Below are 26757 nucleotides of genomic sequence, written 5' to 3'. Positions count from 1 at the left end.
GATAAACAGAGATTATTCAATCGTTTTTTAGAACTTAGAAGCTTATCAATTGCTATGTAGGATGGTCAATCGAAAACAATACGGCGCTTACCGTATTGTTTTAAGAATCAATATTTTTATGTCGGCTATCTAATTATAAGCCGCATGATTTCATGACACTTTGAAGTTCGGAATCAAAATCCCTGTCTGAAAGATTAGTCAACTCATACATGACTTCTGCACCAGTCAGATCCATCTCTACATAGTGGTCTTCAATGGCATCATCATTATTTTTGAATAGCAAAAGATGGTTCGCCATACGAGCAATGTCTAAATAGCTGGTGTTTTGTTCATTACAATAAGGCATTTTTTTATTTGACGAAACTTCGATATAGTCTTTATCAAAGCCCCAATGTTTTAACACAATAGGACTCGCTTCAGTACAACAATGTTGGAATATACATATTGCGATATCAAGATCCAAATAATTACCGTTGTTTAAGTAATTTTGGTATTCATTAATTAAACCAAATAAACCAATGTCTGCTAATAAGCCGACTAACAATGCTTTTTCTGGCTCAAGTCTAAACGGTTTTGTGGATGTTTTGATAAAACCTTGACATATTAAAGCCATGGTTCCAGCCAGCTGACGTGAACGCATTGCACTATTTGATAATGTGATATTACATTCGTGTTCAAAACAATGTGTATTGTTTTTTAATTCATCAATGGCTTGTGCCGTTGCGATATCTCGTACTCGCATGATTCCTAAGCGAGATACCGCTGTTTGCAGATCATGACAAATAATATTGCGTCGGTTAAACATTATCGTATTTGATGTACGAATAATAGAAGCAGCTAAGCTCGGGTCATCGAGCAAAAGATCGGCAACATCACGAACTGTCGTCTCTTCATCGTTACAGAGTGTATGAAGCTTCGCTAAAACCTCCGGAATAGGGGGAAGTGAAAGAGTGTTATGCTTTACTGTCTCTTTTACCAGCGTGCAGAATTCAGACTCTAAACCTTTAATTATTTTTTCATTTTCAGCTTTTAGCCAAAAAAAAGATAAATGTGACATTATTACAAATAAGTAAATATTGATTCTAGGTATTTTATCTTGAGTAAGAACGCTTATACAATCAATATTCGTAAAAAATCGGGTATGAATATAAGTTTTATTTTCCACTTATCATTTAATTTGTTGTTTTATTAATTGCATTATTCATAATATTCGTAGTCGAGTAATTTTTTTAAAAAACGAATCGTTAATTTTGTTGTGTCTTGCGTTATTAATAATTGTTTATATTTTACCTCTATAGGTAGTACCTCTATCCATCGCTGGCATATCCAACTGATGTCATTGTATTTAGGCTCGTTATATAATGCGCCAATCTCTGGCATAGACGAGTAAAAAAGTTTCAGTTTCTCTCTTAGGCTAACGTTACCATCATCTACAGGCACGTATATCCACTCAAGATAAGGCTTAAATTCACCAATTAATAAACCGTCGGGGTCAATTTCAATACTGAGTAATCGGATCTTCTGTATACCTTCAACCGTAATAACAAGTAGGCCACCTTCTAGCGCGTTAAAGTCAATTATTTTTACGTGAGTAGCAATCGCGGGAATTTTTTTGACCTCTTCAGACTCTTTATTTTCATTGATCATGCACATAGCAAATCCTTCACCGGAAGTGAGAGAGTCCTTTACCATACGCGTGTAACGCTTTTCGGCGACGATAATTTCCAGCCGTCCGCCCGGCAAAATGTGGCTTGATGAAGGTAAAAGTGCAATGTTTGTCATTTTATTTCCCTAATTTAATACTATAAAGATAGACCTCGCTGATAAAGTGGCGATAAAAGATAGGCGAAAGTTATAAATATTTTGTGAGGTAATACGCAAAAATTATGGTCAACTTTTGTCCCTTTTCCCTTATTTCGCGTTAAATAATATGCCTTAAATCTCAAAAGTGACTGTTACTTGTTTCATATGTGGAATTTATAAATTGGATATGAGAAAGTCAATTTGTTGACGTCGTGATGTGTGGCGTTACTGGATAATCGAAACCATTAGCGCTTAACCGGAGGACATGCTGTGTCAGCTTTCAAGGAAGATTATTTAACGTATTTAGGCAACTTTGGGTGTTATGAAAAACGGTCAATGTTTGGCGGGACTGGGATTTTCATTCATGGGGCTATGTATGCAATTCTAACGGATACCACGATATTTATTCGTGGTGGTGGTGAGTTAGATGATAAATTACTCCAATTAGGTTGCCTGAAGTTTAAACATATTAAAAAAAGCACCACGGCAACTGTAAACTACTATGATATAACGAAATTGTTTTTACGTGACAAAAATAAATGCCACTCACTTATCAATGAATCTATCTCTTTTTCACAAAAAGAGAAGGCGTTTAAATGCTCAGAAGAGAGTCGACGTCTACGTGATTTACCCAATATGCGCTTAACGCTTGAAAGAATGGTTAAAAAAGCCGGTATTCCAGATGTGAACAGCTTTCTTTTATTGGGTGCTGCTGAAGTCTTCCGTAAAGTGCGTAAAACGCACGGGGCTGATATCGATCTTAAGTTGCTTTGGATGTTTGCTGGCGCAATCAACGGTTGCCATTGGTCATTATTGAATGATGACCATAAAGAGAAACTTTTGAACGCCATTGAATAATAAACAGATACGTTACGTATTTCCCTAGCCACTGATTATCGGTGGCTATTTTATTTGTTATTATACTGCCTCTTTCTTGTGCCATTTTGAGGCATTATGCAACTACCTAAATTAACGGGCTCTGTACTTTCTGGGCTTCATTGCTTTCTGATTGCAGCAGATCAAATGAGTTTCACTCGAGCAGCAGAAGTTTTGTGTCTAACGCAAAGTGCTGTTAGCCATAAAATTAAGAACCTTGAAGATAGTCTTGGGGTGAAGCTATTTATTCGACAGCCAAGGAAAGTGATACTGACAGATGAAGGTAAACGCCTAAAAGCTGTGGTTGCTCAAAATTTTGGTGACATAGCACATGAAATTCGTGACTTGAAAACGTTGGAGTTAAGCGGTGATTTCAATGTGTCAGCACCTCCTACATTTGCACAGACGTGGTTAATGCCACGTATTAAAAGCTTTATCGATAAATACCCTGCATTACGTTTTCATCTTCGTACCCGTAATGATTTGATCGATTTTCAAACGGAAACATTTGATTGCGCAATTTATTTTGGTCATGGTAAATATGCGGGCCTACATTCAGAAAAGTTAATGGATGAAAGCATGCTTCCGGTATGTACGCACGAATATGCGCTTAGGTACAATTTGTATGATCGCCCTGATAACTTAGTCATGTGTATGTTGCTTCATGATGCGGCGCCTTGGGCAAGGGCGGGGCGTAATGATGAATGGCAATATTGGGCACAACGACAAGGGATAACTTTACCTGAAGTTGGCTGTACTTTTGATCGCTCAGATTTAGCGTTACAAGCCGCTGAAAGGGGAATTGGTGTCGCAATGGGCAGAATGTCATTTATCGCAGAGCAACTAGCAAATGAACGGTTAGTGATACCTTTTGATATGCCCGTGAAATCACCATTAAGTTATTACGTAGTTTGCCGACAAGATATGAAGTCTTCGCCACGGGTGAAAGCCTTCCAAGATTGGCTGGCAGATGAGATTGCTAACGTTGAATAAATGCAGCGTATTTAAAGTGTGTTAACACTTCCATGCAACTTATAACAGATAATAAAAAAGTCCTAATATAGGACTTTTTTTATTCATCATTTTACTCGTCAATATAAGCGAGTAATGCGATAAGCACAGACGTTAGAACTTAAAGCGTGTTGTCAGCAAAACAGTGTCACCGTAAGTGTCGTTAAAACGGCCTTCAGCACCAATAGAAAACAGTTCAGTGGCATGGAAGCGACCGTAGATTGCTCCGATGACATTATCATCATCATCGATACTTGTATGTCCGATTAGACCACCGACTTCAAGTTGTGGACCAAGCCATTGACGAACACCAATGTTTACTTCCATTCCTACTTTACCGCCTGAACCATCGTGCTTTTCGCTTTTTTCATTACGAAGTTTCAGTTCACCAGTTACGTCTGCCCAGTTATTAATTGGGGCATGGAAGCCAACACCAGCCGCTAGGTTCCAATCGCTATCAAATTCAGTATCAACGCTAGCAATAATGTGAGCGTTTGGGTGAATTGATTTACTGAAACCAGCACCATAAGTCAGCGGGCTAATACCAATACGAGCTTCAGCGTAATCGTAGCTAAAGTTACTCATTGTTGATGTATTTGCATGAGCAACTGAAACAGATGCTAACAAGATGCCAGTGGCACAAAGAATTTTACGCATGAAAGAGGTCCATGGAGGCATAAATATAATGGACATTATTTTAATGGACAAAGATTATCAATAATAGATTATTAATGCATTTATTTGAAAAAATGATAGGTATGAGGTTAAAAATGCAGCGAAAGTCACAAATAAATGTGATTTCTGACATGATTTGTTTTTATGTGCAAGAACTTTGATATAAATATTTACGATTAGAATGAATAAGATATTTTTATTTAATAGTGAAAGGCTGTGATTTAAATGGTTTGGGTATCAATTCGCTTATAAAACGTAAAACAGGAAGTAATATCACTTCCCGTCTTGATGTATCTAAGTTAGCTTAATATGTTCGCTAAAATCACTTGGGTGAACGGTATTAATCTATTTGTTAATAAGCTCATTGCCTGACAGGATATTACGACCAAATAATAAAATATTGTTGAGTGTCGTATCAGCAATATTGCCCAGTGCTTCTTCTGTTAGAAATGCTTGGTGTCCAGTGAATAAGACGTTGTGGCATGAAGATAAACGTCTAAATACATCATCTTTAATCACATCATTTGATTTATCTTGAAAGAATAAATCCTGTTCATTTTCATAAACATCAATACCCAGTGAACCAATTCGACTGGCCTTTAATGCTTCAATGGCATCGATAGAATTAAGTAGACCACCACGACTTGTGTTGATAATCATCACGCCATCATGCATTTGATCAAAGGCATCGGCATTGAGCATATGATAATTTTCTTGGGTCATCGGGCAGTGCAAAGTAATGACATTGGCTTGGCGGTAGATATCTTCTAATGTGGTGTAAGTGACCCCTAACTCGATAGCGATAGGGTTTTCATACGGGTCGTAAGCGAGAATGTTCATGCCAAACCCTTTAAGTATTCGAATCGTCGCAATACCTATTTTACCGGTTCCAATCACCCCCACCGTTTTGCCATGGAAATTGAAGCCCGTTAAACCTTCTAACGAGAAATTAGCGTCACGAGTACGCTGGTATGCACGGTGAATACGACGGTTTAAACTCAACATAAGCCCAAGGGTATGCTCAGCAATGGCTTCAGGGGAATAGGCTGGAACACGAACAATTTGAATATTCAATTGTTCAGCAGCATCAAGATCAACCTTATCAAAACCAGCGCAGCGCATCGCAATGAGTTGAATACCGTGGTTGGCGAGTTCTTGAAGTACAGGTTGGCTTAAATCATCGTTTACAAAAGCACAAACAGCATCGAATCCATGCGCCATGATTGCCGTTTGTTGGGTTAAACGGAAATCAAAATATGTTAACTCATGCTGATAATTGGTATTTATCAATTCAAAGGATTTTTGGTCATATTTTTTAGTGCTAAAGACTGCAACTTTCATAAGGCTACCTTTTGGATAACTGTTATTCAGTCGGATTAGTAAGCGAATACTTGACTAACCCGACAGGTTATTCTTTGTGATCAAGATAACACTTTATAACGATTTCTAAAAGTTTGTATGACAATTAAATGTCAGATAAAGATAAACGATTGTCGCTTAGCGCCTGCATGATGCGTTCAGTATTAAGCACTCTGATCCATGGCATTAAGTCTTTTTCGTTCTCAATGATATAGGTGGTTAATTGATCAATAACTATTTCTTTTAATTTGTCGCCATTCCAAGGCTTTGATACATAAAAATCGAGGCTAGCATTATTGACGGCTTGTATTGTTTCTTCTAATCCAGCTTGGCCTGTTAATAAGACTTTACGGGTTTTTCTTGTTTCAGGTCGTTGCTTTAATTCAATTAAAAAATCGATGCCTTTTTCGCCCGGCATTATGTGATCGCATAAAATCAACGCCAGCGGTATATGATCGGTAATGGCATCGGCAAGTACTTCTTTAGCTTCATCGACAGATTCTGCCGCTTCAATCATGAAGTGCTCTTCAAGTATGGCGAGATCATGAAATACGCTGTCTAATACTTCTCGCTCATCATCGACGCATAGGATGAGGTATTTGTTCATATGCTCTCCGTTAGCTGCTGTGGTTAATCGGCAGCGTTACAATCATTCGAGTGTATTTATCGAGTTCAGATTCAACCCGAATATCTCCATCATGTTGGTTGATTATTTGTTGGCAAACCGACAAGCCAATACCTAGCCCGAAGTTTCCTTCTCGCTTAGTGGTGTAATTCAATTCAAAGATTTTTTTCTGTTGTTCTAGTGGAATACCTTTGCCATTGTCTTCGATAACAATCTCCATCGACTGCTTATTACTACCGGGTGAATATTGGGTTTTGATACGAATTTCACCCGGTTCAGTAACAGTATCTAAAGCATTCGCAATTAGGTTTGTCCATACTTGCTGTAGGGCAATGGGCTGGCAGGTAAAAAGAGGGAATGGGGTATATTCTTTCGTAACTTGATGACGCTTTAAACGGTTCTCAAAAATAACCAAGGTATCTTCTAGCCCTTCATGAATATCGACGGTGTGTGTACTTTCATCATCTTGTCTGGCATAACTTTTTAGACTTTTGACTAAATCAGCAATACGTTGTGCACAAACATTAATCGAGCGCAGAAAGTTGCCCATTTGGTAGTAGTGTTCCCACTCGCTCATCACTTCTTTTAATTGATTTTTTTGCGGCAATAACCAATTAGAAAGGTGTTCATTATCATCAATGCCCATCTGAACCACTTTGCGTGCAAGTTGACGATCACCCAGTTGGCTTTCTAATTGTCTAGCTCGTTGGCGAGTTTCTGATGTGGATAATGGCCTCGATTGCATCGCTTGTTGCAGAATATGATTACCGCGCCTTTGGTTTTCTAGACCTAACTCAGATTCAGTCAGTTTACCGATAGTTTCTTGAAGTGTTTCACTGCCTCTTAAAATTGCTGATACCGGATTATTCAGTTCATGTGCAACACCTGCGACCAATTGACCGAGAATAGCCATTTTTTCTTGATCAACAAGTTGTAGGTGAGCGTTATCGAGTGATTTTAACGTTTGCTGTAATCGTAGTTCGGTTTTAATGCTGCCTTGTAAGCGACGATTAAAATTACGTAATAGAAGGTTGGTAAAAAGGGGGAGTAATTCATTACGTGAATTCATGACCTTGGTAAATAACTGACGATCAAGCTTGATTACGTCAGTCTTTCCTAGGGTGACACCGGTCGAGAATGAGGTTTCTCCGGTTACAAATGACATACCTCCCACTAAATGTCCGGCACCGATGCGAACAACCTCATGTCTACATCCTTCATCATCTTCTTTATATAAAGCCACTTCTCCTTGGGTAATTAACCAGAGGAAGTTATTCGATGTGCCTTCTTTGGTTAATAAGTGTCCTTCGCTATATGTGCGGCACGCTCGGCTTTCATCATTACCATTAAAAAAGTCATGTAAAGCATCGGCTACTTGTTTTGCAAGCGTATCGTCGTCAAGGCTGTTGGTATTTTGAATAAAACCGGAGCGAAAATTAGACATCTGACGGTCGATATGGGCTTTAAGAATACGACGATGATCTAAGGTATGGCTGTATTGCAGCCAATCTTCTTGGGGGTTTTTAAGAATGTATGTCGTTAATTCTTTAATTAATACACGATTAAGCTCTTCTTTATTCCAAGGCTTAGTGAGGCAGTAATTGAGCCGTCCTTCATTAACAGCCTGCATAATGGCATCAAGCTGGGGTTTATCATTGAGCAGGATGGTTCGTGCTTTTTGGGTTACAGGGTGCTGGTCTAGCCCAATAATAAAATCAACGCCATTGTCACTGCCAAGCTCATTATCACAAATAACCATTGCAGCGCGTTGACCATTTTGTGCGATAAATTCAAGTGTGTCATGCGCTTCTTCTATGCTTTCAGCACTAATAATATCGAACAGGTTAGCAAAGGGGACAAGCTCTTTGCTTAACTGTTCAATGATCCTTGGATCATCATCGAGGCACAAAATGACAAAACTATTCACCCTTATATCCTTATAAACTTCATTGGCTTTAAAAGTGTAGAATAATTCGCCATATTGGACTGAGAGGCATCTAGCAAACCTGTAAACTATTCTCTCTTTACTGTTTGATTCATAGGGATATCGATACCTCATTACTGCTGTTTGTAATAAACTAACTGTGTTTATAAAACTATTTTAGGAAGTGATATGTTGAAGAAAGCGGCTGCTGGTGCGGGTGCAGTGTTAATTGTGCTGTGTTGGCCTTTTGCAACTGGTCAGGTTGGAGAGCGAATTTATCTGGATACAGTCGGAAAATATGATAGCCCTTATGTAAGTATCACCAGCGAAAGCTACGATCGTGGGTACTTATCTTCTGATGTCGTTTCTCGTGTTGAAATTAAAGATGCCTTTAAGCCTTTCTTTGAAGAAGAAGGCTTGCCAACTGTTTGGCATATTGACAGCAAAATGACGCATGGCGTATTTGGTATTTCATCTGAAAGTCAGTTAGTACTTGATGATGATTTAAAACCGATTGCTGCTGAAATATGGGGAAAAGATGTTTCACCTATTACTTTTACTGCGTCAACAGCACTTACACGTAAAACGGATTTCACGATTACGGTTAACCCTATGTCATATGTTGAAGAATTAGGGGCAAAAGCGGATACCAGTGCGTTAGTGCTAAAAGGAGTGGTGGATGCGAAAGGGTATGGCGAATTTGAATATGCCTTACCAGAAGCGAAACTGACTACGACTGCAAATGAAGCCATGGTACTTACTGGTTTATCTGGTAGTGCAAAAGGGATACTTGATGGTCAATTCTGGATTGGTAATCAGGATTTTGCATTAAAAAGCGTTAGCTTTATTGATCAGATAAATGAGATGCAAGTGTCTCTTGAAGACATGAGCGTTGGTATGAGCAACGTATTAACGCAAGCTGATGCAAAAGCATCTGATACTAACGACCAGATAATGACCAATACGAATACAGCGACGATTGGTAAAATTGTCTCTTTAAATGGTGATGAATTTACCAATCTGAATTTCAAGTTAGCGTTTTCGGACTTAAATTATTCAGCGCTAAGCCGTTTGGGTGATATGGCCGATGACTTGAATGAAAATATGACACAAGCTCAGGCGCAAGAAGCGGCATTAGCACTTGATTTACTGGTTGCTAAAGGCTTAAAGATTCAGCTTGAAGATTTGAGTGTTACAGCACCACAGGGTGATGTGAGCAGTAATATTACTTTAGACATTGCGCCTGGTCTTGCTCGTGCTTCTGAAAACATGGCTAAAATATCTGAAAAACTATCAGGTCAAATTAGTTTGATTTTGCCTCAAGCAATTGTAGATGAAGATCCGATTCTTCTGGAAAGAGCACAAATGATGGAGCAGGGTGGCGTGGTTGTACTTGAAGATGGTAACTATAAGCTTCAAATGCAAATCAAAGGCGATCAAATTGTTTTAGCGTCGGGTGATCAATTACCGATTACGATGCTGCTGATGTTATTCATGTAAGCACTTTGATGATGCCAAGTCTCGCTACTGAATAATGGCATAGTACATGCAAGATCCTTTCTGCTTTCTAATCATTAGTGAGCAGAAGGGCTTTTTTATAAGTGGAAAACAGATATTTCGTTGAGTGATAGTTTTTAGCTATCAATAAAATTAGTAATTTCGATTTAGTAATTTCAAGGAAATAGACGACACTTAGTTTATCGGAGCAGGTATCCGGCAATAATAAAAAAGCTCGTAACTTGTTTCTCTTGTTATAACAATAGGTTTGGGGGATGTATGGAATCATTAAAAGTAAAAGATTATATGAATAGTCGACCAGTCACATTTGATAAGCATATGTCGCTATCGGTCGCTCTTGATAAGCTGCTTACGGCTAAGCAGATTGGCGGACCAGTAATCGACGAGCAGAAACGTGTGGTTGGCTTTTTGTCTGAACAAGATATGATTCATAAGCTATTGAAAGTGGGCTATCACTGCCAAGACACACACAATGTCGATGATTGCATGCGACCAGATGTACTGACTGTTTCACCTGAAGATTCAATTATCGAACTCGCAGAAGTAATGTCTGGTCAAAAACCAAAAATCTATCCTGTCGTTAACAATGGATTATTGGTTGGAGTGATTACTCGCCGTGATGTATTAACGGCAATTAGTACCCAGATTGGTGAATGCTTTAAGCACCCAGTTTGATTTTGAGTCTATGATTATTTAAATACGTTAAAAGGGGCGCTTTATGCGCCTTTTTTAGGATCGAACGATAAAGTGCCGTTTATTATAAAAAGAATGGAGTGCATGTGGCACAAACGTCAGAAGCGAAAGATCCCTTAAATAAAACACATAACACGCACGCGAAGTTTGTGACTGGCTCACCCATGCGCCACATTGTCGTTATGTCGGGTACAGGGGCTATTGGCTTAATGGCCCTGTTCTTGGTTGATCTACTCGACATGCTATTTATTAGTATGTTGGGTGAGGTTGAGCTTGCGGCTGCAATTGGTTTTGCGGGTACATTAGTTTTCTTTTCGATATCTGCCTCTATTGGTACCTCTATTGCGGCTGGTGCACTTGTTTCAAGGGCTTTAGGGGCGCAAAAACGAGATGAAGCCAGAGTACTAACCGTTAATGTGATGATATTTGCCTTTATCATCAGCGCAATTTTAGTAACGGTCATGCTTTGGCAACTGCCTGTATTATTAAGCATGATTGGTGCGAAAGGGCGAGTCGCTGAAGTGGCTACCCAGTACTTGGTCATTTTACTACCTAGCGCCCCTTTAATTGCTATTTCTATGTCTGCGGGGGCAGCACTTCGTGGAGTTGGAGATGCTCGACGCTCTATGGTCGCCACATTAATTGGTGGCGGTGTAAACGCAATATTGGACCCAATACTTATTTTTGGGCTATCAATGGGGGTGCAAGGGGCGGCAATTGCATCAGTTTTTGCGCGTTTAGCGGTAATGGTTTTTTCTCTTTATGCCGTTATTTACAAGCACAATCTCGTGGCAAAACCAGAATTTAGTGTCTTTAAATTATACATTCCAACCATATATAAAATTGCTCTCCCTGCCATATTAACTAATACCGCAACACCAATAGGTAATGCCATTGTTACCAGTAATATTGCTCAATTTGGCGAGAATTATGTCGCGGGTTACGCTGTGATAGGTCGAATCATGCCAGTATGTTTCGCGTTGGTTTTCTCTTTATCTGGTGCAGTAGGCCCTATTATTGGGCAAAATTTTGGTGCAGGTCATTGGGATCGTATTAACCGCACGTTACGCGATGCGATGTTATTTACCTCTCTCTATTGTGTCTTGGTATCAATCGTATTGTGGCTAGGGCAAGATTTGCTCATAGGTATGTTTAGCCTAAAAGGCGATTCCGCCGAAATTGTGATGATCTTTTGCTCTTTTGTGGCAATTACCTTTATTTTTAATGGTGCATTGTTTGTGGCAAATGCTGCTTTCAATAACTTGAATCGTCCTACATGGTCAACGGCATTGAATATGGGTAAAGCAACCATCGGCACGATTCCATTTGTAATTCTTGGCGGTCAAATTGCTGGTGCTGGTGGGGTATTAATGGGGCAGGCGGTAGGCTCTATAGTCTTCGGGATCTTGGGTTATTTTTTGGTGATTCGCCAAGTGAAAAAAATGGGACACGATCACGAACGTAAACAGCAAGAATTGGAAGTGCTAGAGCCAAGTGTACCAATGACGCCATTTTGTTCTTCTCGTACCTATATGGCATCAGAAGATGTCTTGGAAGAAACATTCAGCAAGGAAACTAAACCGCAATAATGGTTACTGATATGCACTTCTAACGAACATCACTGCACCAACGTAATGAATAAAATCTACCCGAGCGCCTTTAACACAATTTGTTGAAGGCGTTTTTTGTTGAAGATACTTTTATTTATATAACACGCCCAATAAAGGTGATGTAAATCACGCTTTAGTTGTATTTGTGATTTAGATCTCCATTTTTGTTGGTTTACTCTTTTAATCCCTTGTATATGAACAATCGTAACTATAACTATTTAATTAAAACTTACTTACATTTCACAAAATAATTGATCTATAACGAAGAAAAGTAGTCCTTTTACACCCAAAATGAGTACTACTAAAGTCTTAGAGTAGTTGTTGATTATAGTTAGGTTATCAAATCAGCAGTGAAACACAGCTTTTCAGAGCCATTCCACCAACAAGAACGACTGTTTATATGCGCAATGCCAATGTTGTATTGCTTAAGAATAATAAACAGCGACAAAGGAATAGACCGAAGTTGTGAACAACAGATTCATTTTTTGTTTTAAGGGAATAACATCATTATGCGTCAGTACATCCGGTACATAGTACCAATCTTAATTCCACTCATAATTTTATTACTGCCAGCGTCAGCATTTCCTGTTGAAGGGCTTACTATTGTTCAACAGCGTGTAATAGCCATTTTCTTACTGGCTGCATTATGTTGGGTACTTGAACCTATCCCTATTTATGCGACGTCAGTGGTTATTATTGTTCTTGAGTTGTTATTGCTTTCTGATAAAGGGTTATACCTGTTCCGTCAGGATGAAGGGCAAGCACATTTTGGTGAGTTATTAGTGTCTAGCGACATTATGGCAACGTTTGCTAGCCCTATTATTATGCTGTTTTTAGGGGGCTTTTTCCTTGCAATGGCTGCAACCAAATACCGCCTCGATGTTAACCTTGCGCGTGTACTGTTAAAGCCGTTTGGTACTCAGCCCAAGTATGTCATGTTCGGGCTGATGTTGATCACCGCTATTTTTTCGATGTTCATGTCGAATACCGCCACCACGGCGATGATGTTATCTATTCTTGCGCCAGTCATTGCGTTATTTGGCGTGAAAGATCCGGGTAAAATAGCCTTTGCACTTTGTGTACCTGTCGCGGCGAATATTGGTGGTATTGGTACGCCGATTGGCACCCCACCGAATGCGATCGCATTGAAGTATATATCAGAAGATAACATGATCTCGTTCGGGGAGTGGATGTTCTTTGGCGTGCCTTTTGTCGCTATCTTACTCGTATTTGCATGGTTTCTTATCAACTACCTTTACCCTGCGAAGCAAGAGAAAATTGAACTGACCATTAAGGGTAAGTTTCTTAAAACACCGAAAGCAATCACGGTATACATTACCTTTGGTTTAACCATTTTATTGTGGTTAATGGGTTCATCACACGGTATGAATTCTTACACTGTTGCGCTTATTCCTGTCGCGATATTTTCATTAACAGGCATCATCAATAAAGAAGATCTGAAGAAGATCTCTTGGGATGTGCTTTGGTTAGTATCTGGTGGTATCGCGCTCGGTTTAGCACTCGATCAAACGGGGTTAGCTCGCCTTATGGTGAATAGCATCCCATTTGATAACTACTCGCCATATGTTGTGTTAGCAGGGGCGGCGATATTGTGTTTATTGATGGCCAATTTCATGTCTCACACGGCAACGGCTAACTTATTAATGCCAATAATGGCGGCGTTAGGCACATCCATGACCTCGCTCACTCCGCTGGGAGGGGAAATCACACTTATCCTTGTTGTTACTTTTGCGGCTTCTCTTGGTATGTCTTTACCCATCAGTACGCCACCAAATGCGCTAGCGCATGCGACAGGTCATGTTCAAAGTAATCAGATGGCACGTGTAGGTGTCATTATTGGTATTGTTGGTGTGCTAATGAGTTTCGTAATGATTTGGTTATTACACCTTATCGATCATATTTAATAAGTGCTTAAAGGGGTGTATTGATGCATCAACCGAAGGCTTTACAGCGTATTGTCGATGTTTATTTTAGTCACAGCGCACGAACGGTTTCTGTTCGCGCAGGTACGCAGGTCTTAAAGCAGGATGGCTTCAACGACAAATTGTACTGGGTTAAAAGGGGAGAGCTATCTGGGTCTCTTCAAAATGAAACCAGTGGTCTTACGGCAAAAGTCTTTCGTGTTGAACAAGGCATGTTCTTTGGTGTGCATAGTTATTTTGCGCAAACATTAGTGGCATCAACCACAGTAATTGCAGAAAAAGACAGTGAAATTGCGTGGATTGATTTAAACACTCAACCCATTGAGCCTGAAATCTACGGCTCATTGGTTGAGCAGTTTATGCCGGTAATGGTCCATGAATTAGCTCAGCGCCAAATGTTGACTGGGTTAGAGGCCATAGAAAAAGAACAAGCATTACAGAAACTGTATGCCGCTGAACAAATGACTACTCTAGGTCAACTTGCCGCAGGTATTGCTCATGAATTGAATAATGCCGTAGGGGTATTAAGCAGTAAAACAGAAGGTGTTCAGAATTCTATCTGTCGTTTTCTTGAAGAAAATAAACCAGAAGTCTCGCCTTTTTTAGACTCGGGTATTTGTGATGGACAATCTGCAACATCTGCTGAAGTTCGCAAGCGAGCGAAGATCCTGCAAGAGATGTATCGATTAGACCGTGACCAAGCTCGACAATTAGCCCGAGCGGTACCAAAGGGTGATGTGCCTGACTTATGGCTTACCAATTTGGATGAAGCCTTACAGTATTGGGATATAGGGCGCGATCTTCATGACATGCGTTTAGCCGGTAAACATGCAGCAAGTATTGTGCGTTCAGTTAAGCAGCTAGGGGGTAGTGATCAAGCGCGTCAGCCAGATGTCGATGTGAATGACACCATCCATAAGTCGTTGGCTTTACTGCAAAGTAATTTACGTCGTGTCAATGTCGTATTGCGACCAGCAGTACTGCCAACCATTAACGCGAGTGTGACAGAGTTAGTACAGGTGTGGGTTAACATCATTAAAAATGCCTGTGATGCAATGGAGTATACGGATAATCCGCATATAGAGATTATTACCCGTTGCTCGAAGAATCGACTATTAATCACTATCAGCAATAACGGACCAGTTATAGAAGAAGTGACTCGTAGAAAAATTTTCCAACCAAACTTCACCACCAAAAAAGGAGGTTTGTCGTTTGGCTTAGGGCTGGGGTTATCTATTGTGCAACGTATCGTACAGAGCTACGGCGGTACGATTGCACTTAAAAGTGATCCAGAAAAAACAAAATTTCGAATTAAGCTGCCTATTGCGTAGAGGGACGGTTATGGAAAAGTTAAATATCATCTGTGTAGATGACCAGAGGGAAGTGCTTAGCGCTGTACTTAAAGATTTAGCACCGTTAAATGATTACTTTCATGTTGAAGATTGTGAGTCGGCTGATGAAGCATTAGAGCTAATGGACGAACTAGATGCAGAAGGTGAGTTTATCGCTTTAGTGATCTCAGACCATGTTATGCCAGGGAAAACCGGTGTCGAGTTATTAACCGAAATATCACAAGACTCACGTTTCCTTCGTACCAAAAAAGTATTACTGACAGGGCAAGCAACCCATCAAGATACGATTGCGGCAATAAACCGTGCCCGTATCGAAAGTTATTTTGAAAAACCGTGGAAAGCAGAAGTTTTACTGACATCTGCACGAAGTCTAATCACAGAGTATATATTTGATATGGGGTTAGACTACCAACCTTGGACTGACATACTGGATAACGGTGTTATCTTTAGGCGCTTACGCTAGTTATACTTTTTCATCATATTCAAATATTTATGAACAACAGAAAGCCAAAATAAATTATTTTGGCTTTTTTATTGACCTTGGATTCAACTCCAAGGTTTATAGTTATTGCAGGTGGAAAAGCCCACCAAGCTAGAATAAAAATAGTGATTAAGGAGAGTGACCTATGTGTGCTCAATGCAATAATAAAAAAACTCATATCCATAGCATTACACCTACAGCGGTGCAGAGTAACTCTGTTCAAGTAGAAGCGTGCACATCAACCGATTGTTGTAGTGCGACAAATACCGCGACTGTTGTATCAACTGAAACAGAAAGTAATGGCGATGGTGATTCAAATGCTGAAGGTCCTGCCTCCAGTTCTCCTCATCTTTATGACGTTTCGCCCACTCATCAGCATTCGCATTCAAAGGATGAACAGCATGATCATCAACGTGCCCCTGTAAGTGAAAGCAGCTGTTCAACATCTTGCTGTAGTACATCTAACGTTTCGTTAGAACAGCAGAAAGAAGAAGAAAAAAAGCTTGAAGAACAGCTAACGCAATCAAATTTAGGCCATAGCCAAAGCTGGAAAGTACTGGGTATGGATTGTCCAAGCTGTGCGAGCAAACTTGAAAAGTCACTCATGACCCTTGATGGTGTCGAACGTGCCAAAGTGATGTTTGCAACAGAAAAGCTGGTGGTAAATTGTCAGTCAGCCGATATGGTTGAAGCGATTGAAGCCAAAGCGAAAAAAACCGGGTTCCAATTAATCACTGGGCGTAAATCACAACAAAAACAAGAAAAGCCTCATTTTATAAAGCAAAATTTCGCAGTTATTGCCATTGCAAGCATGATGGCGGTGTCATTTCTGGTAAGCCAAGTGTCTGAACAGATGGGCTTAATAGCGTTCACTCTGACCAGCATTTTAGGCTTATTCCCAATAGCTAAAAAAGCCGTTGTATTAGCTAAATCAGGCACACCGTTTTCGATTGAAACCTTGATGAGCATTGCAGCCATCGGTGCATTGTACTTAGGTGAAACCGCCGAAGCAGCAATGGTGTTGTTATTATTTCTTATCGGGGAACAGTTGGAAGGATACGCCTCGGCTCGCGCACGTAGTGGTGTAAAAGCTTTGATGGATCTGGTGCCAGAAGAAGCAACGGTTATTCGTGCTGATGGTACAAGAGTGAAGATTGCTGCCGAAGATTTACAGAAAGGTGATGTGATTGAAGTGGCTCCGGGTTCGCGTTTGCCTGCGGATGCACAGTTACTTGATATTATTGCTAGCTTTGATGAAAGTGCTCTTACAGGTGAATCGGTTCCTGTTGAACATATACCTGGCGAGAAAGTCATGGCCGGCTCGCTAGTGGTTGACAAGGTTGCGCGCTTAACCATCATTTCAGAACAAGGTGAGAACGCAATTGATCGTATTCTACATCTGATTGAAGATGCAGAATCACGTAAAGCCCCACTTGAGCGCTTTTTAGACCGCTTTAGTCGTTGGTATACTCCGGCAATGATCGTGTTTGCTGCTTTGGTTATTGTGATTCCACCTTTGCTGTTTGCACAATCTTGGGATGAGTGGATCTACCGAGGCTTAACATTGCTATTGATCGCATGCCCGTGTGCATTAGTAATTTCAACGCCAGCTGCCATTACATCAGGGTTAGCGGCAGCCGCACGACGAGGTGCCTTAATTAAAGGCGGTGCAGCGTTAGAGCAATTAGGCCATATTGAGACTATTGCGTTTGATAAAACAGGAACATTAACGCAGGGTAAACCTGTAATGACAGACCTTGTAAGCTGGGATGGCAACGACGATAAACTGTTGGCGCAATCTGCTGCGGTTGAAATGGGTTCATTACATCCTCTGGCAATGGCCGTGGTAAAAGCAGCACAAGATCGTGGTTTAACGGTGATTGAAGCGGCAGAACGTGAAGCTCTACCTGGACGTGGCATACAAGGCATTATAAATGGTGAGACGGTATTGCTATGTGCTGCAGACCGATTAACAGAATCCGTTATATTGACTAACGAGCAAAACGCTCAAGTATTAGCGCTTGAGGCACAAGGTAAAACATTGGTTGTAGTGGTACGAGATGGCATTGCTGTTGGTATGATCGCATGGCGTGATAATTTACGTGATGATGCTGCTCAAGCGGTATCTGCTCTGAAGAAAATGGGAATAAAGGCAGTAATGTTAACGGGTGATAACCCACGTGCAGCTGCCGCCATTGCGGGCGAGATTGGTATTGAGTACCGCGCTGGCTTGTTGCCTGCTGATAAAGTGACGGAAGTACAACTTGCGAATGAAAAATCGCATGTTGCTATGGTCGGTGATGGTATTAATGATGCCCCAGCAATGAAAACGGCTTCGATTGGTATTGCCATGGGCGGCGGAACAGATGTGGCTTTAGAAACTGCAGATGCAGCGCTTACCCATAACCGCTTATCAGAATTGCCAGTGATGATTGAGCTATCTAAAGCGACCTTAAATAATATTCGTCAAAACATTGGGTTAGCATTAGGTCTGAAAGCGATTTTCTTAGTGACAACGTTATTTGGTTTAACTGGATTGTGGGTAGCTGTTTTAGCTGACAGTGGTGCGACTGCGTTAGTGACGTTGAATGCATTAAGATTGCTTCGCTTTGAACCAAAGAACAAAGTCTAAGTAAACTGAGTGAAAATTCAGTAATCGCTATGAAGTAACTAAGTAATATAATTAAGCCCTCTATCTTGAAAAAGGTAGAGGGTTTTTCTTATTTATTGTGTCGATAAAAATGTTTTACCTGTTTTTTGTGATGTTTTATTTTTGTGATATTAAGCACGCGCAATCGATTTAACGTGATCGCTGTCACTTTTTAGTGAGAGATGTAATTAGGTGTCTTTTGTTAGTTGTGACTTTGGTCACTCAAAAGTGCGGTTCTATAGGCTATCGTTGCTTTGTGTTTTGAGAGTGTTCAATTTGTTGTAACAGATTTGAATACTGCCTAAACATTACAATATTATTAATAAACCTCTGATTCCCCTATGCAGAGCCATAAACAATAACAAGGATATGATTATGTCTGATATTACAGTTTTCCATTTAGGTGTGACAAAAGCAGATCTTAATGGCGCAGAATTAGCAATTATTCCAGGTGATCCAGCGCGTGTAGAAAAAATCGCCAGCCTAATGGATAACCCTGAGTTTTTAGCAAGTTCACGTGAGTACACATTGTTCCGTGGTGTACTTGACGGTAAAACTGTAATTGTGTGTTCTACAGGTATTGGTGGCCCATCTACTTCGATTGCAGTAGAAGAGCTAGCACAACTTGGTATTCGTACATTCCTACGTGTTGGTACAACAGGTGCGATTCAGCCACATATCAATGTTGGCGATATGATTGTAACAACAGGTTCAGTACGTTTAGATGGCGCAAGTTTACACTTTGCACCAATGGAATTCCCTGCAGTCGCTGACTTCGATGTGGCAACTGCAATGAAGCAAGCTGTTGTAGAAGAAGGCGCAACAGTACACACGGGCGTAACGGCTTCAAGTGATACGTTCTACCCAGGTCAAGAGCGTTACGATACATTCAGTGGTCGTGTTGTTAAGCGTTTCCAAGGTTCAATGCAAGAATGGCAAGACATGGGCGTGTTGAACTTCGAAATGGAATCAGCAACGCTATTAACTATGTGTGCAAGTTCAGGTCTACGTGCAGGCTGTGTTGCGGGTGTTATTGTAAACCGCACTCAGAAAGAAATCCCTGATCACGCGTTATTAAAAGCAACTGAAACGCGTTCAATTAAAGTGGTTGTTGATGCTGCTCGTCGCATGCTAGCTGAGTAAGTGATTACTTGCGTGTTGTACGCGTAATCTAATCGTTAACGAGTACTACACGATTTTAAAAACCGATGCCAGCGCATCGGTTTTTTTATGCTTATCATTCCGTGAGAAAAGAAATAGCTGTTTGCGGGGTATAAAAAAGCCACTGTCAGTGGCTTTTTATTGATCATTGAAATGCTCGTGAAATAAAGGGTTAGGCAATATTGTGATCGTGCGGCTGGCCACCTGCACCTTTTAACCAGTTATGTAAGTGAGTTTGTAATTCACCTAACTGATCAGGGCCAATAATCGCTAAACCTAAATCTTGTGCACGAACTAAATCGTGATGACGTAATGGGCGGAAACTCACTAGCATTGCTCGTGCTTGTAAGCCGCCAAGTAGGTCACGTAATGATTCCAGTTTATAGAGCGTATCATCACCGTCGTCACGCATGCCTTTCGTTTTACATTCAATAATATGCAGCTTGTTATTAACCAGTGTTGCCACATCGAGTTCGTTACGTACTTCACGCTCCCCAATCTTACGGTAAACTTGCACGTTTAATGAATGGTCTTGAATGGTTGGTAACTCGTTTTGTATTGCACGAACCGTACTATGAACCAGATTTTCTAACCACTCACCATTAGCAAAACGACGGGCTTCTTCGTGTTTAAAAGTAAGAATGCCATTTTCGTAAGTCGCTAAACCAGTTTCATGCAAATCATTAATTAGCATGCCTAATTCTTTGTAGCCTTGTTGCTTTTCGCTTAAACCGACATCTAATTTTTGTTCTTTACGGCACGTAGTCGCGAGGTAATTCAATGTGGCCAGTCCAGGCCCTAATTCTAACGCCGAACCCGCCCAACGCTGCCCCAAATCCCATAGTTGGTCATTGAGCTCATCGGTTACTGTTGTTTCTGGTAGCTCACAACGCGCACCAAATATTGTTAAGTAATCGCTTAATTGAATGCGATCTTCAACCTGCTGCTGTTTGCGATCAGACGGGTATAACCAGCACATCTCATCGCTATAAGGTTCGATAACATAGATAGGCCAATGAAACGTACGGAATACTTCATAAGCAGACAGTAAACGGTGACGTAATCCACAGCTCGCGTTAAACCATACTTCTTGATGATTCTTTTTTAGATCATCAGCTAAAGAATTTAGGCGTTCGCGAAGGCAAGTAATATTAATTGAATCTGGTATTTCAAAAAATTCAGCATCAATATTACGTGGTGTCAGTATGGATGCGAGGCGTTCATATTGTGCTTTTTGGCTGGGAGTGCCAATAAAGATCATTCTATCGGCAGGAATGCCGTGATCAAGCAAAGGGGTGATCAACCTAACGGGATCTTGATCGATAATGCCAACGTGAGTATTCATAATAATCCTTGGTTTTGTACCCTGTGTGCATTACGAGAAAAATGGAGGAGAAAAATGCTAGCACAAAGTTATTTTTATTTTTTATTACTAAAAGATATGGGTATAGCGTTAAAGCTTTTCAAGCTATCGCAGATCTTAAGTCTAATTTATCGTACAAAATACAACTTATCTGATGTTGCTCCCTTTTTTGTTTGGATATTGTCAGTTTTTTCAAAGCTGAACAAAAAAGGTGGCATACATTGATAACGTTCACTTAAACGTTTTTAGTCATATTTAGCCCAACTACTTACTATCAAAGTCATTCTGTTATCTTATGGTACTTTTTATAAGACTATACCTTTTTGCAATAGTTGCGTTGCCACAGGCATGAGTGTTGATAAAAAAAGCATTTTTAATGAAAAAAGTGGATGAATGAAGCGTTTTTCTTTTTTAATAACAAAAAGGATTGAATTATTGATGCCGACGGCGACAATGAAACTGTTCTTATAAGCCAGAATGAAGTTATGACTAGAAAACTCACCATTTTAGATATTGCAAAGTTAGCTGGGGTTGGCAAATCCACCGTTTCACGTGTGTTAACCAATGATCCAAAAGTGAAGATTGAAACCCGAGAAAGAGTTGAACAAGTCATTCAAGAATCAGGTTTTGTGCCATCTAAATCAGCCCAAGCGATGCGAGGCGGCAGTGCGAAAGTGGTGGGGGTTATTATTTCACGGCTAGATTCTCCCTCAGAGAACAAAGCGGTGAGTGGTATTTTGGATGTGATTTATGCGGCAGGTTATGATGCCGTCATTATGGAAAGCCAATTTAGTGCTGAAAAAACCAACGAGCATTTGTCTGTACTGCAAAAGCGCAATGTAGATGGGGTGATTTTATTTGGCTTTAGCGGTTGTGACTTGTCGATTGTGGAAAGTTTGAATCACAAAGCCGTTGTTATTGCGGTGGACACCGGACAGATCTCATCTGTTGGTTACGATAATTATGGCATTATTGAGCTGGCAATGGCTAACCTTCAACAGCAGGGTAAGCAGCACATTAGTTTTATCGGTGTTGATCCTAGCGATAAAACGACAGGTTTAATGCGCCTCAATGCGTATATTGAATATTGTGAATCTGCCAATATTGAACCAAGTTATCAGACTGGCCAACTTAGTCATGAAAGCGCTTATGAACTGACAGATCATGTGCTTAAGCCTGAAACCGAAGCGATTGTGTGTGCAAGTGACACGTTAGCGATGGGAGTGGCGAAGCGTTTACAAGAATTAGACCGCAGTGATGTATTGGTTTCTGGTGTGGGCGCAACGGATTTATTGTCTTTTATATTTCCCAATACCTTCAGTATTGATCCTGGTTATTATGCTGCAGGTAAGGCGTCGGCCTCTTTACTTATCAAGCAACTCGCTGGTTGCCACGATGTCACACACCTCACGCAAAAAGCCATGATTGCTCAATAGATTTTGTATTGAGCTTCTTCCTAATGTCGCATTAAGCCATAATTATATAAACACTAAGAGTGAAAAATCGCTCTCTATTTGTGAACTCTTTCACGTTATGGGAATGTTCCCATTTAATGTTTGCGAGTGTTTTGTCATTATAATCGCCAGTTGGTGGGAATGTTCCCATTGATTAAAGTTAAAACTAAAGATAAAAATAAGCTAAGCGTACCCTCACAACATAATGGACATTGGCATGAGTAAAATAAATCGACAGCATATTGAACGTTTGGTTGAACTGATTGGCGGCGCAGGCAATATTGCCAGCGTTAGCCACTGTTTAACCAGATTGCGTTTTGTTCTTAACGATACAGAGCGAGCAAACGTTAAAGAGATCGAGAAAATTCCAGCAGTGAAAGGCTGTTTCACCAATGCGGGGCAGTTCCAAGTAGTTATTGGCACTGAAGTTGATGAAGCCTATAAGGTGTTATCCGACATTACGGGAAATGCGGGAGCATCAAAAGAAGAAGCCAAGGTTGCCGCTCGTCAGAACATGAGCCTGCTTGAAAGAAGTATTTCTCACCTTGCTGAAATTTTTGTGCCTCTATTACCGGCAATCATTACAGGTGGTCTGATTCTTGGTTTCCGTAACGTCATCGGCGATATTCGCATGTTCGATGGCAAAACTTTAGTCGAAATTAGTCAATTTTGGTCAACCGTTCATTCGTTCTTGTGGCTGATTGGCGAAGCTATTTTCTTCTTCCTACCCGTTGGTGTGTGTTGGGCTACGGTGAAAAAGCTTGGGGGTACGCCTATTCTGGGTATTGTGCTGGGTATCACTCTGGTTTCGCCTCAGTTAATGAATGCTTATCTGATAGGTAAAGAAGTACCAGAAGTATGGGATTTCGGCTGGTTTGTGATAGAGAAAGTGGGCTACCAAGCGCAGGTTATTCCGGCAATATTCGCCGGTATGGCATTGGCGTTTATAGAAACCAACCTTAAACGTATTATCCCTTCTTATTTATATCTAGTGATCGTGCCGTTTATTTCGTTGATTCTTGCCGTTATCTTAGCGCACGCATTTATTGGTCCATTCGGTCGTGCTATTGGCGATGCTGTAGGTTATGCCGCTAAAGTTGCAATGACAGGTGACTTTGCCGTTCTTGGTTCAATGGTTTTCGCCTTTTTCTACGCACCATTGGTTATCACGGGTATTCACCATACAACCAACGCTGTGGATTTACAGTTGATGCAAGATATGGGCGGAACACCGATTTGGCCGCTTATTGCATTATCAAACATTGCTCAAGCCTCTGCGGTTGTCGGTATTATTTGGATCAGCAAAAAACACAATGAACGTGAAATTTCAGTGCCTGCCGCTATTTCTGCTTTCTTAGGCGTGACTGAGCCTGCGATGTACGGCATCAATTTGAAATACAAATTTCCAATGTTAAGCGCAATGATAGGTGCCGCTATAGCCGCGGGTATTTGTGGCAGCGCGGGCGTGATGGCAAATGGCATCGGTGTGGGCGGATTACCGGGTATTTTATCCATTCAGCCACAATATTGGACGGTTTATCTTATTGCTATGCTGGTGGCTATGGCTGTACCACTGACCTTAACGTTAATACTTTATAAGCGCGCCCAAGCCAAGGGTGATATAGATCAAGATGATAAGTTACAGGAAGTAGCTAACTGATTGTATTAATACGACGTCCTTTCCTATAAAAATGTAAATTGTTGGGCAACAAAACGTTGCCCAACATTCTTCGAGTAAATAAGCATGATGACAGAGCATAATGAATGGTGGCGTACAGCGACCATTTATCAGATTTATCCTAAAAGTTTTTGTGACAGCGGATGTCAGGGCACGGGCGATATTAAAGGGATTATTTCAAAGCTCGGTTATCTCCAAAAGTTAGGTATTGATGCGATTTGGTTAACCCCGATTTATTGTTCACCGATGATCGACAATGGCTACGATATATCTGATTACTATAATGTGAATCCAGATTTTGGCACCATGAGCGATTTCGACCTGCTATTAGATGAAGCGCATCAAAAAGGTATCCGTATTGTTATGGATATTGTGGTTAATCATACCTCGACTGAACATGCATGGTTTAAATCGGCACTAGGCAATAAGCAAAGCCCATATCGTGATTATTATATTTGGAAAGATCCGGTTGATGGCGCAGAGCCAACGAATTGGGCATCTAAGTTTGGTGGCAATGCGTGGGCATTAGACGAAGCAACCAATCAGTATTACCTGCACCTTTTTGCTAAAGAACAAGCCGATTTGAATTGGGAAAACCCAAAAGTTCGGGATGAAGTGAAAGAGGTCATTAGCTTCTGGGCTGAAAAAGGGGTCGATGGTTTTCGTTTAGATGTGATTAATTTAATCTCTAAACAACAAGATTTCCCAAATGATCAAATCGGTGATGGGCGTTGTTTCTATACTGATGGCCCACGTGTACATGAGTATCTTAGAGATATCAGTGAAAGCGTTTTTCAAAAATACGGTTCAGTAACTGTGGGTGAAATGTCATCGACAACCTTGGATCACTGTCAGCAGTATTCAGCGAATGACGGTGAAGAGCTGTCTATGGTGTTTAATTTTCACCATCTAAAAGCTGATTATGAAAATGGTGAAAAGTGGACCAAAGCACCGTTTGATTTTCTGCAACTTAAGCAGATTTTTAACCATTGGCAACAAGGCTTAAACGGCAAAGGGTGGGGCGCTTTATTCTGGTGTAACCATGACCAACCTCGTGTAGTCAGCCGTTTAGGGGATGATCAGCAATACCGAGTTGAGTCAGCCAAAATGCTCGCGACGTCTATTCATATGATGCAGGGTACGCCGTATATTTATCAAGGTGAAGAAATTGGCATGACCAACCCAGCTTATACCTCGATAGAACAATACCGCGATGTAGAAAGTACCAATATGTACGACATCATGGTAAATCAACAAGGTGTAAGTGAAGCGGATATGCTCGCTATTTTGGCGCAAAAATCCCGCGATAACGCCCGTACCCCAATGCAATGGGATGCTACCGAGCAAGCTGGATTTACTCAAGGTAAGCCTTGGCTAGCTGTTGCAGAAAACTATCACGAGATAAACGCACAGCAAGCCGTTGAAGATCCCAATTCTGTTTTCTATTTCTACCGTAAGTTGATTGAATTACGAAAAGAGATTGCAGTGATCACAACGGGAGATTACAGCGATTTAATGCCAGATAACATGCAGCTGTTTTGTTATAGCAGAGAGTCAGAACAGCAACTACTTGTCTGTATTAACAATTATTATGGTACTGATATTGAGTGCGATCTACCGTCTGATATTGATGCTTCTCTGGGGCGTTATATCTTAGGTAACTATGAAGGTTATCAAGATCGAACAGTAAGCCAAACAGTACAATTAAAGCCGTATGAATGCTTGGTGCTGTTGATTGATAAAGTGTAATGGTTGATACAGTGTAAATAGACTTATCTAGATTGGTATAAAAAAGGCTTTAACTTGCTCTTATTAAAGAGTGCAGTTAAAGCCTTTTCTTTTGTGGCGATTCAGATCGTAAATACTGTTTTTAATACAGTTAGCTTATTACGGGTGTTGGCACCTGTGATGCTAAAAGCCATATTGCCAGTATGAAAAAGACCAAACCCATCACTTTATGTTGATTAGTACGGAACTTTTCATTTTTCAACAATGACTTACCAAGGCTTCCTACCATCGACACTAAGAATAAATTAAAGATTAAGCCCAGCACATTCAATAACAAGCCAAGAACTAGCATTTGCTCGCCAGATGTTGCTGTCGATTGAGTCGATACAAATTGTGGTAGAAATAATACGAAGAAGATCAATGCTTTGGGGTTAAGCAAGTTACTGATAACAGCTCGGCGATACAGTGTTTTTGCTAAACCTGTTTGTTGTTCTATTTCTGGCGCATCGACTGGGTTAGTACGCATGCAGTCCCAGCCCATTTTTAATAAATAAGCGCCGCCTAATAAACGCAATACTTGTAATGCGATTGGGTTCATGGCGATTAACGCTGATACACCCATTGCAGCCAGTAAAGTCAGTATTAAACCTGATGTTGCATTCCCTAGGCTTGCAAAGATCCCAACTTTTTTTCCGTAGCTTAAGCTAGAGCTGGCGATAAGTAACATGTCGGGCCCTGGGATCAGTAGTAGAGCAACAACAGCGGTTAAATACACTGGAAGAATAGATAAATCAATCATAGTTCGTGAGTCAGTTTCAGAGTGAAGGGCTGAATTTTACAGCTGTAGGGATAT

The 26757-nt window shown here is 40.6% G+C and carries 21 protein-coding genes; 13 read left to right on the top strand and 8 right to left on the bottom strand.

The window, feature by feature from the left end:
- Window positions 1-133: 133 nt before the first annotated feature.
- The gene (locus C9J12_RS00300; RefSeq protein ID WP_107241202.1) at window positions 134-1057 is read right to left on the bottom strand and encodes an HDOD domain-containing protein; all 924 of its coding nucleotides are present in this window, start codon (window positions 1055-1057) and stop codon (window positions 134-136) included.
- A gap of 140 nt (window positions 1058-1197) precedes the next feature.
- Window positions 1198-1782, bottom strand: a complete 585-nt coding sequence (locus C9J12_RS00295) for an LON peptidase substrate-binding domain-containing protein (protein ID WP_107240895.1) — start codon at window positions 1780-1782, stop codon at window positions 1198-1200.
- A 291-nt stretch (window positions 1783-2073) separates the two neighbouring features.
- Between C9J12_RS00295 and C9J12_RS00290 the strand changes: the two genes are divergently transcribed.
- Both C9J12_RS00290 and dsdC read left to right on the top strand, forming a co-directional pair.
- Window positions 2074-2661 (top strand): TfoX/Sxy family DNA transformation protein, encoded by a 588-nt coding sequence (locus tag C9J12_RS00290; protein WP_107240894.1) that lies wholly within the window; start codon window positions 2074-2076, stop codon window positions 2659-2661.
- Between the two features lie 96 nt (window positions 2662-2757).
- Complete coding sequence (gene dsdC / locus C9J12_RS00285; protein WP_107240893.1) at window positions 2758-3672, top strand: DNA-binding transcriptional regulator DsdC; 915 nt, start codon at window positions 2758-2760, stop codon at window positions 3670-3672.
- 132 nt (window positions 3673-3804) lie between these two features.
- Here dsdC and C9J12_RS00280 read toward each other — a convergent pair whose 3' ends face one another.
- The 4 genes from C9J12_RS00280 to C9J12_RS00265 all read right to left on the bottom strand — a co-directional run bounded on the left by C9J12_RS00280 (window position 3805) and on the right by C9J12_RS00265 (window position 8276).
- Entirely contained in the window at window positions 3805-4347 is a 543-nt protein-coding gene (locus C9J12_RS00280; RefSeq protein WP_107240892.1) for a hypothetical protein, read from the bottom strand.
- Between the two features lie 363 nt (window positions 4348-4710).
- Entirely contained in the window at window positions 4711-5706 is a 996-nt protein-coding gene (locus tag C9J12_RS00275; protein ID WP_107240891.1) for a 2-hydroxyacid dehydrogenase, read from the bottom strand.
- 124 nt (window positions 5707-5830) lie between these two features.
- On the bottom strand, window positions 5831-6331 hold the full coding sequence (locus C9J12_RS00270; protein WP_107240890.1) for a response regulator: 501 nt from the start codon (window positions 6329-6331) through the stop codon (window positions 5831-5833).
- A gap of 10 nt (window positions 6332-6341) precedes the next feature.
- Window positions 6342-8276, bottom strand: a complete 1935-nt coding sequence (locus C9J12_RS00265) for an ATP-binding protein (RefSeq protein ID WP_107240889.1) — start codon at window positions 8274-8276, stop codon at window positions 6342-6344.
- A 186-nt stretch (window positions 8277-8462) separates the two neighbouring features.
- Here C9J12_RS00265 and C9J12_RS00260 point away from each other — a divergent pair, with 186 nt between their 5' ends.
- The 8 genes from C9J12_RS00260 (at window position 8463) to udp (ending at window position 19663) form a co-directional block, all read left to right on the top strand.
- The gene (locus C9J12_RS00260) at window positions 8463-9773 is read left to right on the top strand and encodes a DUF945 family protein (protein ID WP_107240888.1); all 1311 of its coding nucleotides are present in this window, start codon (window positions 8463-8465) and stop codon (window positions 9771-9773) included.
- A 276-nt stretch (window positions 9774-10049) separates the two neighbouring features.
- On the top strand, window positions 10050-10466 hold the full coding sequence (locus tag C9J12_RS00255) for a CBS domain-containing protein (RefSeq protein ID WP_107240887.1): 417 nt from the start codon (window positions 10050-10052) through the stop codon (window positions 10464-10466).
- Between the two features lie 200 nt (window positions 10467-10666).
- Window positions 10667-12073, top strand: a complete 1407-nt coding sequence (locus C9J12_RS00250) for an MATE family efflux transporter (protein ID WP_227876251.1) — start codon at window positions 10667-10669, stop codon at window positions 12071-12073.
- 530 nt (window positions 12074-12603) lie between these two features.
- Window positions 12604-14019 (top strand): SLC13 family permease, encoded by a 1416-nt coding sequence (locus tag C9J12_RS00245; RefSeq protein WP_107240885.1) that lies wholly within the window; start codon window positions 12604-12606, stop codon window positions 14017-14019.
- 23 nt (window positions 14020-14042) lie between these two features.
- Window positions 14043-15368, top strand: coding sequence for an ATP-binding protein (locus tag C9J12_RS00240; protein WP_107240884.1), 1326 nt, complete (start codon window positions 14043-14045; stop codon window positions 15366-15368).
- A 10-nt stretch (window positions 15369-15378) separates the two neighbouring features.
- Entirely contained in the window at window positions 15379-15852 is a 474-nt protein-coding gene (locus C9J12_RS00235; RefSeq protein ID WP_041393988.1) for a response regulator, read from the top strand.
- 163 nt (window positions 15853-16015) lie between these two features.
- Window positions 16016-18502 carry a zinc/cadmium/mercury/lead-transporting ATPase gene (locus C9J12_RS00230; protein ID WP_107240883.1) on the top strand — a complete coding sequence of 829 codons (2487 nt, stop codon included), beginning with the start codon at window positions 16016-16018 and terminating at the stop codon, window positions 18500-18502.
- Between the two features lie 393 nt (window positions 18503-18895).
- Window positions 18896-19663, top strand: a complete 768-nt coding sequence (udp, locus tag C9J12_RS00225) for a uridine phosphorylase (protein WP_107240882.1) — start codon at window positions 18896-18898, stop codon at window positions 19661-19663.
- 190 nt (window positions 19664-19853) lie between these two features.
- Here udp and C9J12_RS00220 read toward each other — a convergent pair whose 3' ends face one another.
- Window positions 19854-21026 carry a Card1-like endonuclease domain-containing protein gene (locus C9J12_RS00220; protein ID WP_107240881.1) on the bottom strand — a complete coding sequence of 391 codons (1173 nt, stop codon included), beginning with the start codon at window positions 21024-21026 and terminating at the stop codon, window positions 19854-19856.
- A 503-nt stretch (window positions 21027-21529) separates the two neighbouring features.
- On the opposite strand from C9J12_RS00220, the gene treR reads away from it, so the two are divergent.
- The 3 genes from treR to treC all read left to right on the top strand — a co-directional run bounded on the left by treR (window position 21530) and on the right by treC (window position 25925).
- Complete coding sequence (treR, locus tag C9J12_RS00210) at window positions 21530-22480, top strand: trehalose operon repressor TreR (RefSeq protein WP_107240880.1); 951 nt, start codon at window positions 21530-21532, stop codon at window positions 22478-22480.
- A 235-nt stretch (window positions 22481-22715) separates the two neighbouring features.
- Complete coding sequence (gene treB / locus C9J12_RS00205) at window positions 22716-24158, top strand: PTS trehalose transporter subunit IIBC (protein ID WP_227876238.1); 1443 nt, start codon at window positions 22716-22718, stop codon at window positions 24156-24158.
- An 87-nt stretch (window positions 24159-24245) separates the two neighbouring features.
- Window positions 24246-25925: an alpha,alpha-phosphotrehalase gene (treC, locus tag C9J12_RS00200; RefSeq protein ID WP_170111698.1), complete on the top strand. Its 1680-nt coding sequence runs from the start codon at window positions 24246-24248 to the stop codon at window positions 25923-25925.
- Window positions 25926-26055: 130 nt separating this feature from the next.
- On the opposite strand, the gene C9J12_RS00195 is transcribed toward treC, so the two are convergent.
- Complete coding sequence (locus C9J12_RS00195; protein ID WP_107240877.1) at window positions 26056-26703, bottom strand: LysE family translocator; 648 nt, start codon at window positions 26701-26703, stop codon at window positions 26056-26058.
- Window positions 26704-26757 lie beyond the last annotated feature (54 nt).

It is taken from the genome of Photobacterium frigidiphilum (assembly GCF_003025615.1).
Lineage (GTDB): Bacteria > Pseudomonadota > Gammaproteobacteria > Enterobacterales > Vibrionaceae > Photobacterium > Photobacterium frigidiphilum.
This window is presented reverse-complemented; position numbering and strand designations above follow the sequence as displayed.

Bases quoted from the DNA above. Each gene is read 5' to 3' on its own strand.
- C9J12_RS00240 (WP_107240884.1), top strand. From the start codon at position 14,043: ATGCATCAACCGAAGGCTTTACAGCGTATTGTCGATGTTTATTTTAGT.
- treC (WP_170111698.1), top strand. From the start codon at position 24,246: ATGACAGAGCATAATGAATGGTGGCGTACAGCGACCATTTATCAGATT.
- C9J12_RS00235 (WP_041393988.1), top strand. From the start codon at position 15,379: ATGGAAAAGTTAAATATCATCTGTGTAGATGACCAGAGGGAAGTGCTT.
- C9J12_RS00275 (WP_107240891.1), bottom strand. From the start codon at position 5,706: ATGAAAGTTGCAGTCTTTAGCACTAAAAAATATGACCAAAAATCCTTT.
- C9J12_RS00280 (WP_107240892.1), bottom strand. From the start codon at position 4,347: ATGCGTAAAATTCTTTGTGCCACTGGCATCTTGTTAGCATCTGTTTCA.
- C9J12_RS00270 (WP_107240890.1), bottom strand. From the start codon at position 6,331: ATGAACAAATACCTCATCCTATGCGTCGATGATGAGCGAGAAGTATTA.
- udp (WP_107240882.1), top strand. From the start codon at position 18,896: ATGTCTGATATTACAGTTTTCCATTTAGGTGTGACAAAAGCAGATCTT.
- C9J12_RS00250 (WP_227876251.1), top strand. From the start codon at position 10,667: ATGTCGGGTACAGGGGCTATTGGCTTAATGGCCCTGTTCTTGGTTGAT.
- C9J12_RS00245 (WP_107240885.1), top strand. From the start codon at position 12,604: ATGCGTCAGTACATCCGGTACATAGTACCAATCTTAATTCCACTCATA.
- C9J12_RS00295 (WP_107240895.1), bottom strand. From the start codon at position 1,782: ATGACAAACATTGCACTTTTACCTTCATCAAGCCACATTTTGCCGGGC.
- C9J12_RS00195 (WP_107240877.1), bottom strand. From the start codon at position 26,703: ATGATTGATTTATCTATTCTTCCAGTGTATTTAACCGCTGTTGTTGCT.
- treR (WP_107240880.1), top strand. From the start codon at position 21,530: ATGACTAGAAAACTCACCATTTTAGATATTGCAAAGTTAGCTGGGGTT.
- C9J12_RS00255 (WP_107240887.1), top strand. From the start codon at position 10,050: ATGGAATCATTAAAAGTAAAAGATTATATGAATAGTCGACCAGTCACA.
- C9J12_RS00220 (WP_107240881.1), bottom strand. From the start codon at position 21,026: ATGAATACTCACGTTGGCATTATCGATCAAGATCCCGTTAGGTTGATC.
- C9J12_RS00260 (WP_107240888.1), top strand. From the start codon at position 8,463: ATGTTGAAGAAAGCGGCTGCTGGTGCGGGTGCAGTGTTAATTGTGCTG.
- dsdC (WP_107240893.1), top strand. From the start codon at position 2,758: ATGCAACTACCTAAATTAACGGGCTCTGTACTTTCTGGGCTTCATTGC.
- treB (WP_227876238.1), top strand. From the start codon at position 22,716: ATGAGTAAAATAAATCGACAGCATATTGAACGTTTGGTTGAACTGATT.
- C9J12_RS00230 (WP_107240883.1), top strand. From the start codon at position 16,016: ATGTGTGCTCAATGCAATAATAAAAAAACTCATATCCATAGCATTACA.
- C9J12_RS00300 (WP_107241202.1), bottom strand. From the start codon at position 1,057: ATGTCACATTTATCTTTTTTTTGGCTAAAAGCTGAAAATGAAAAAATA.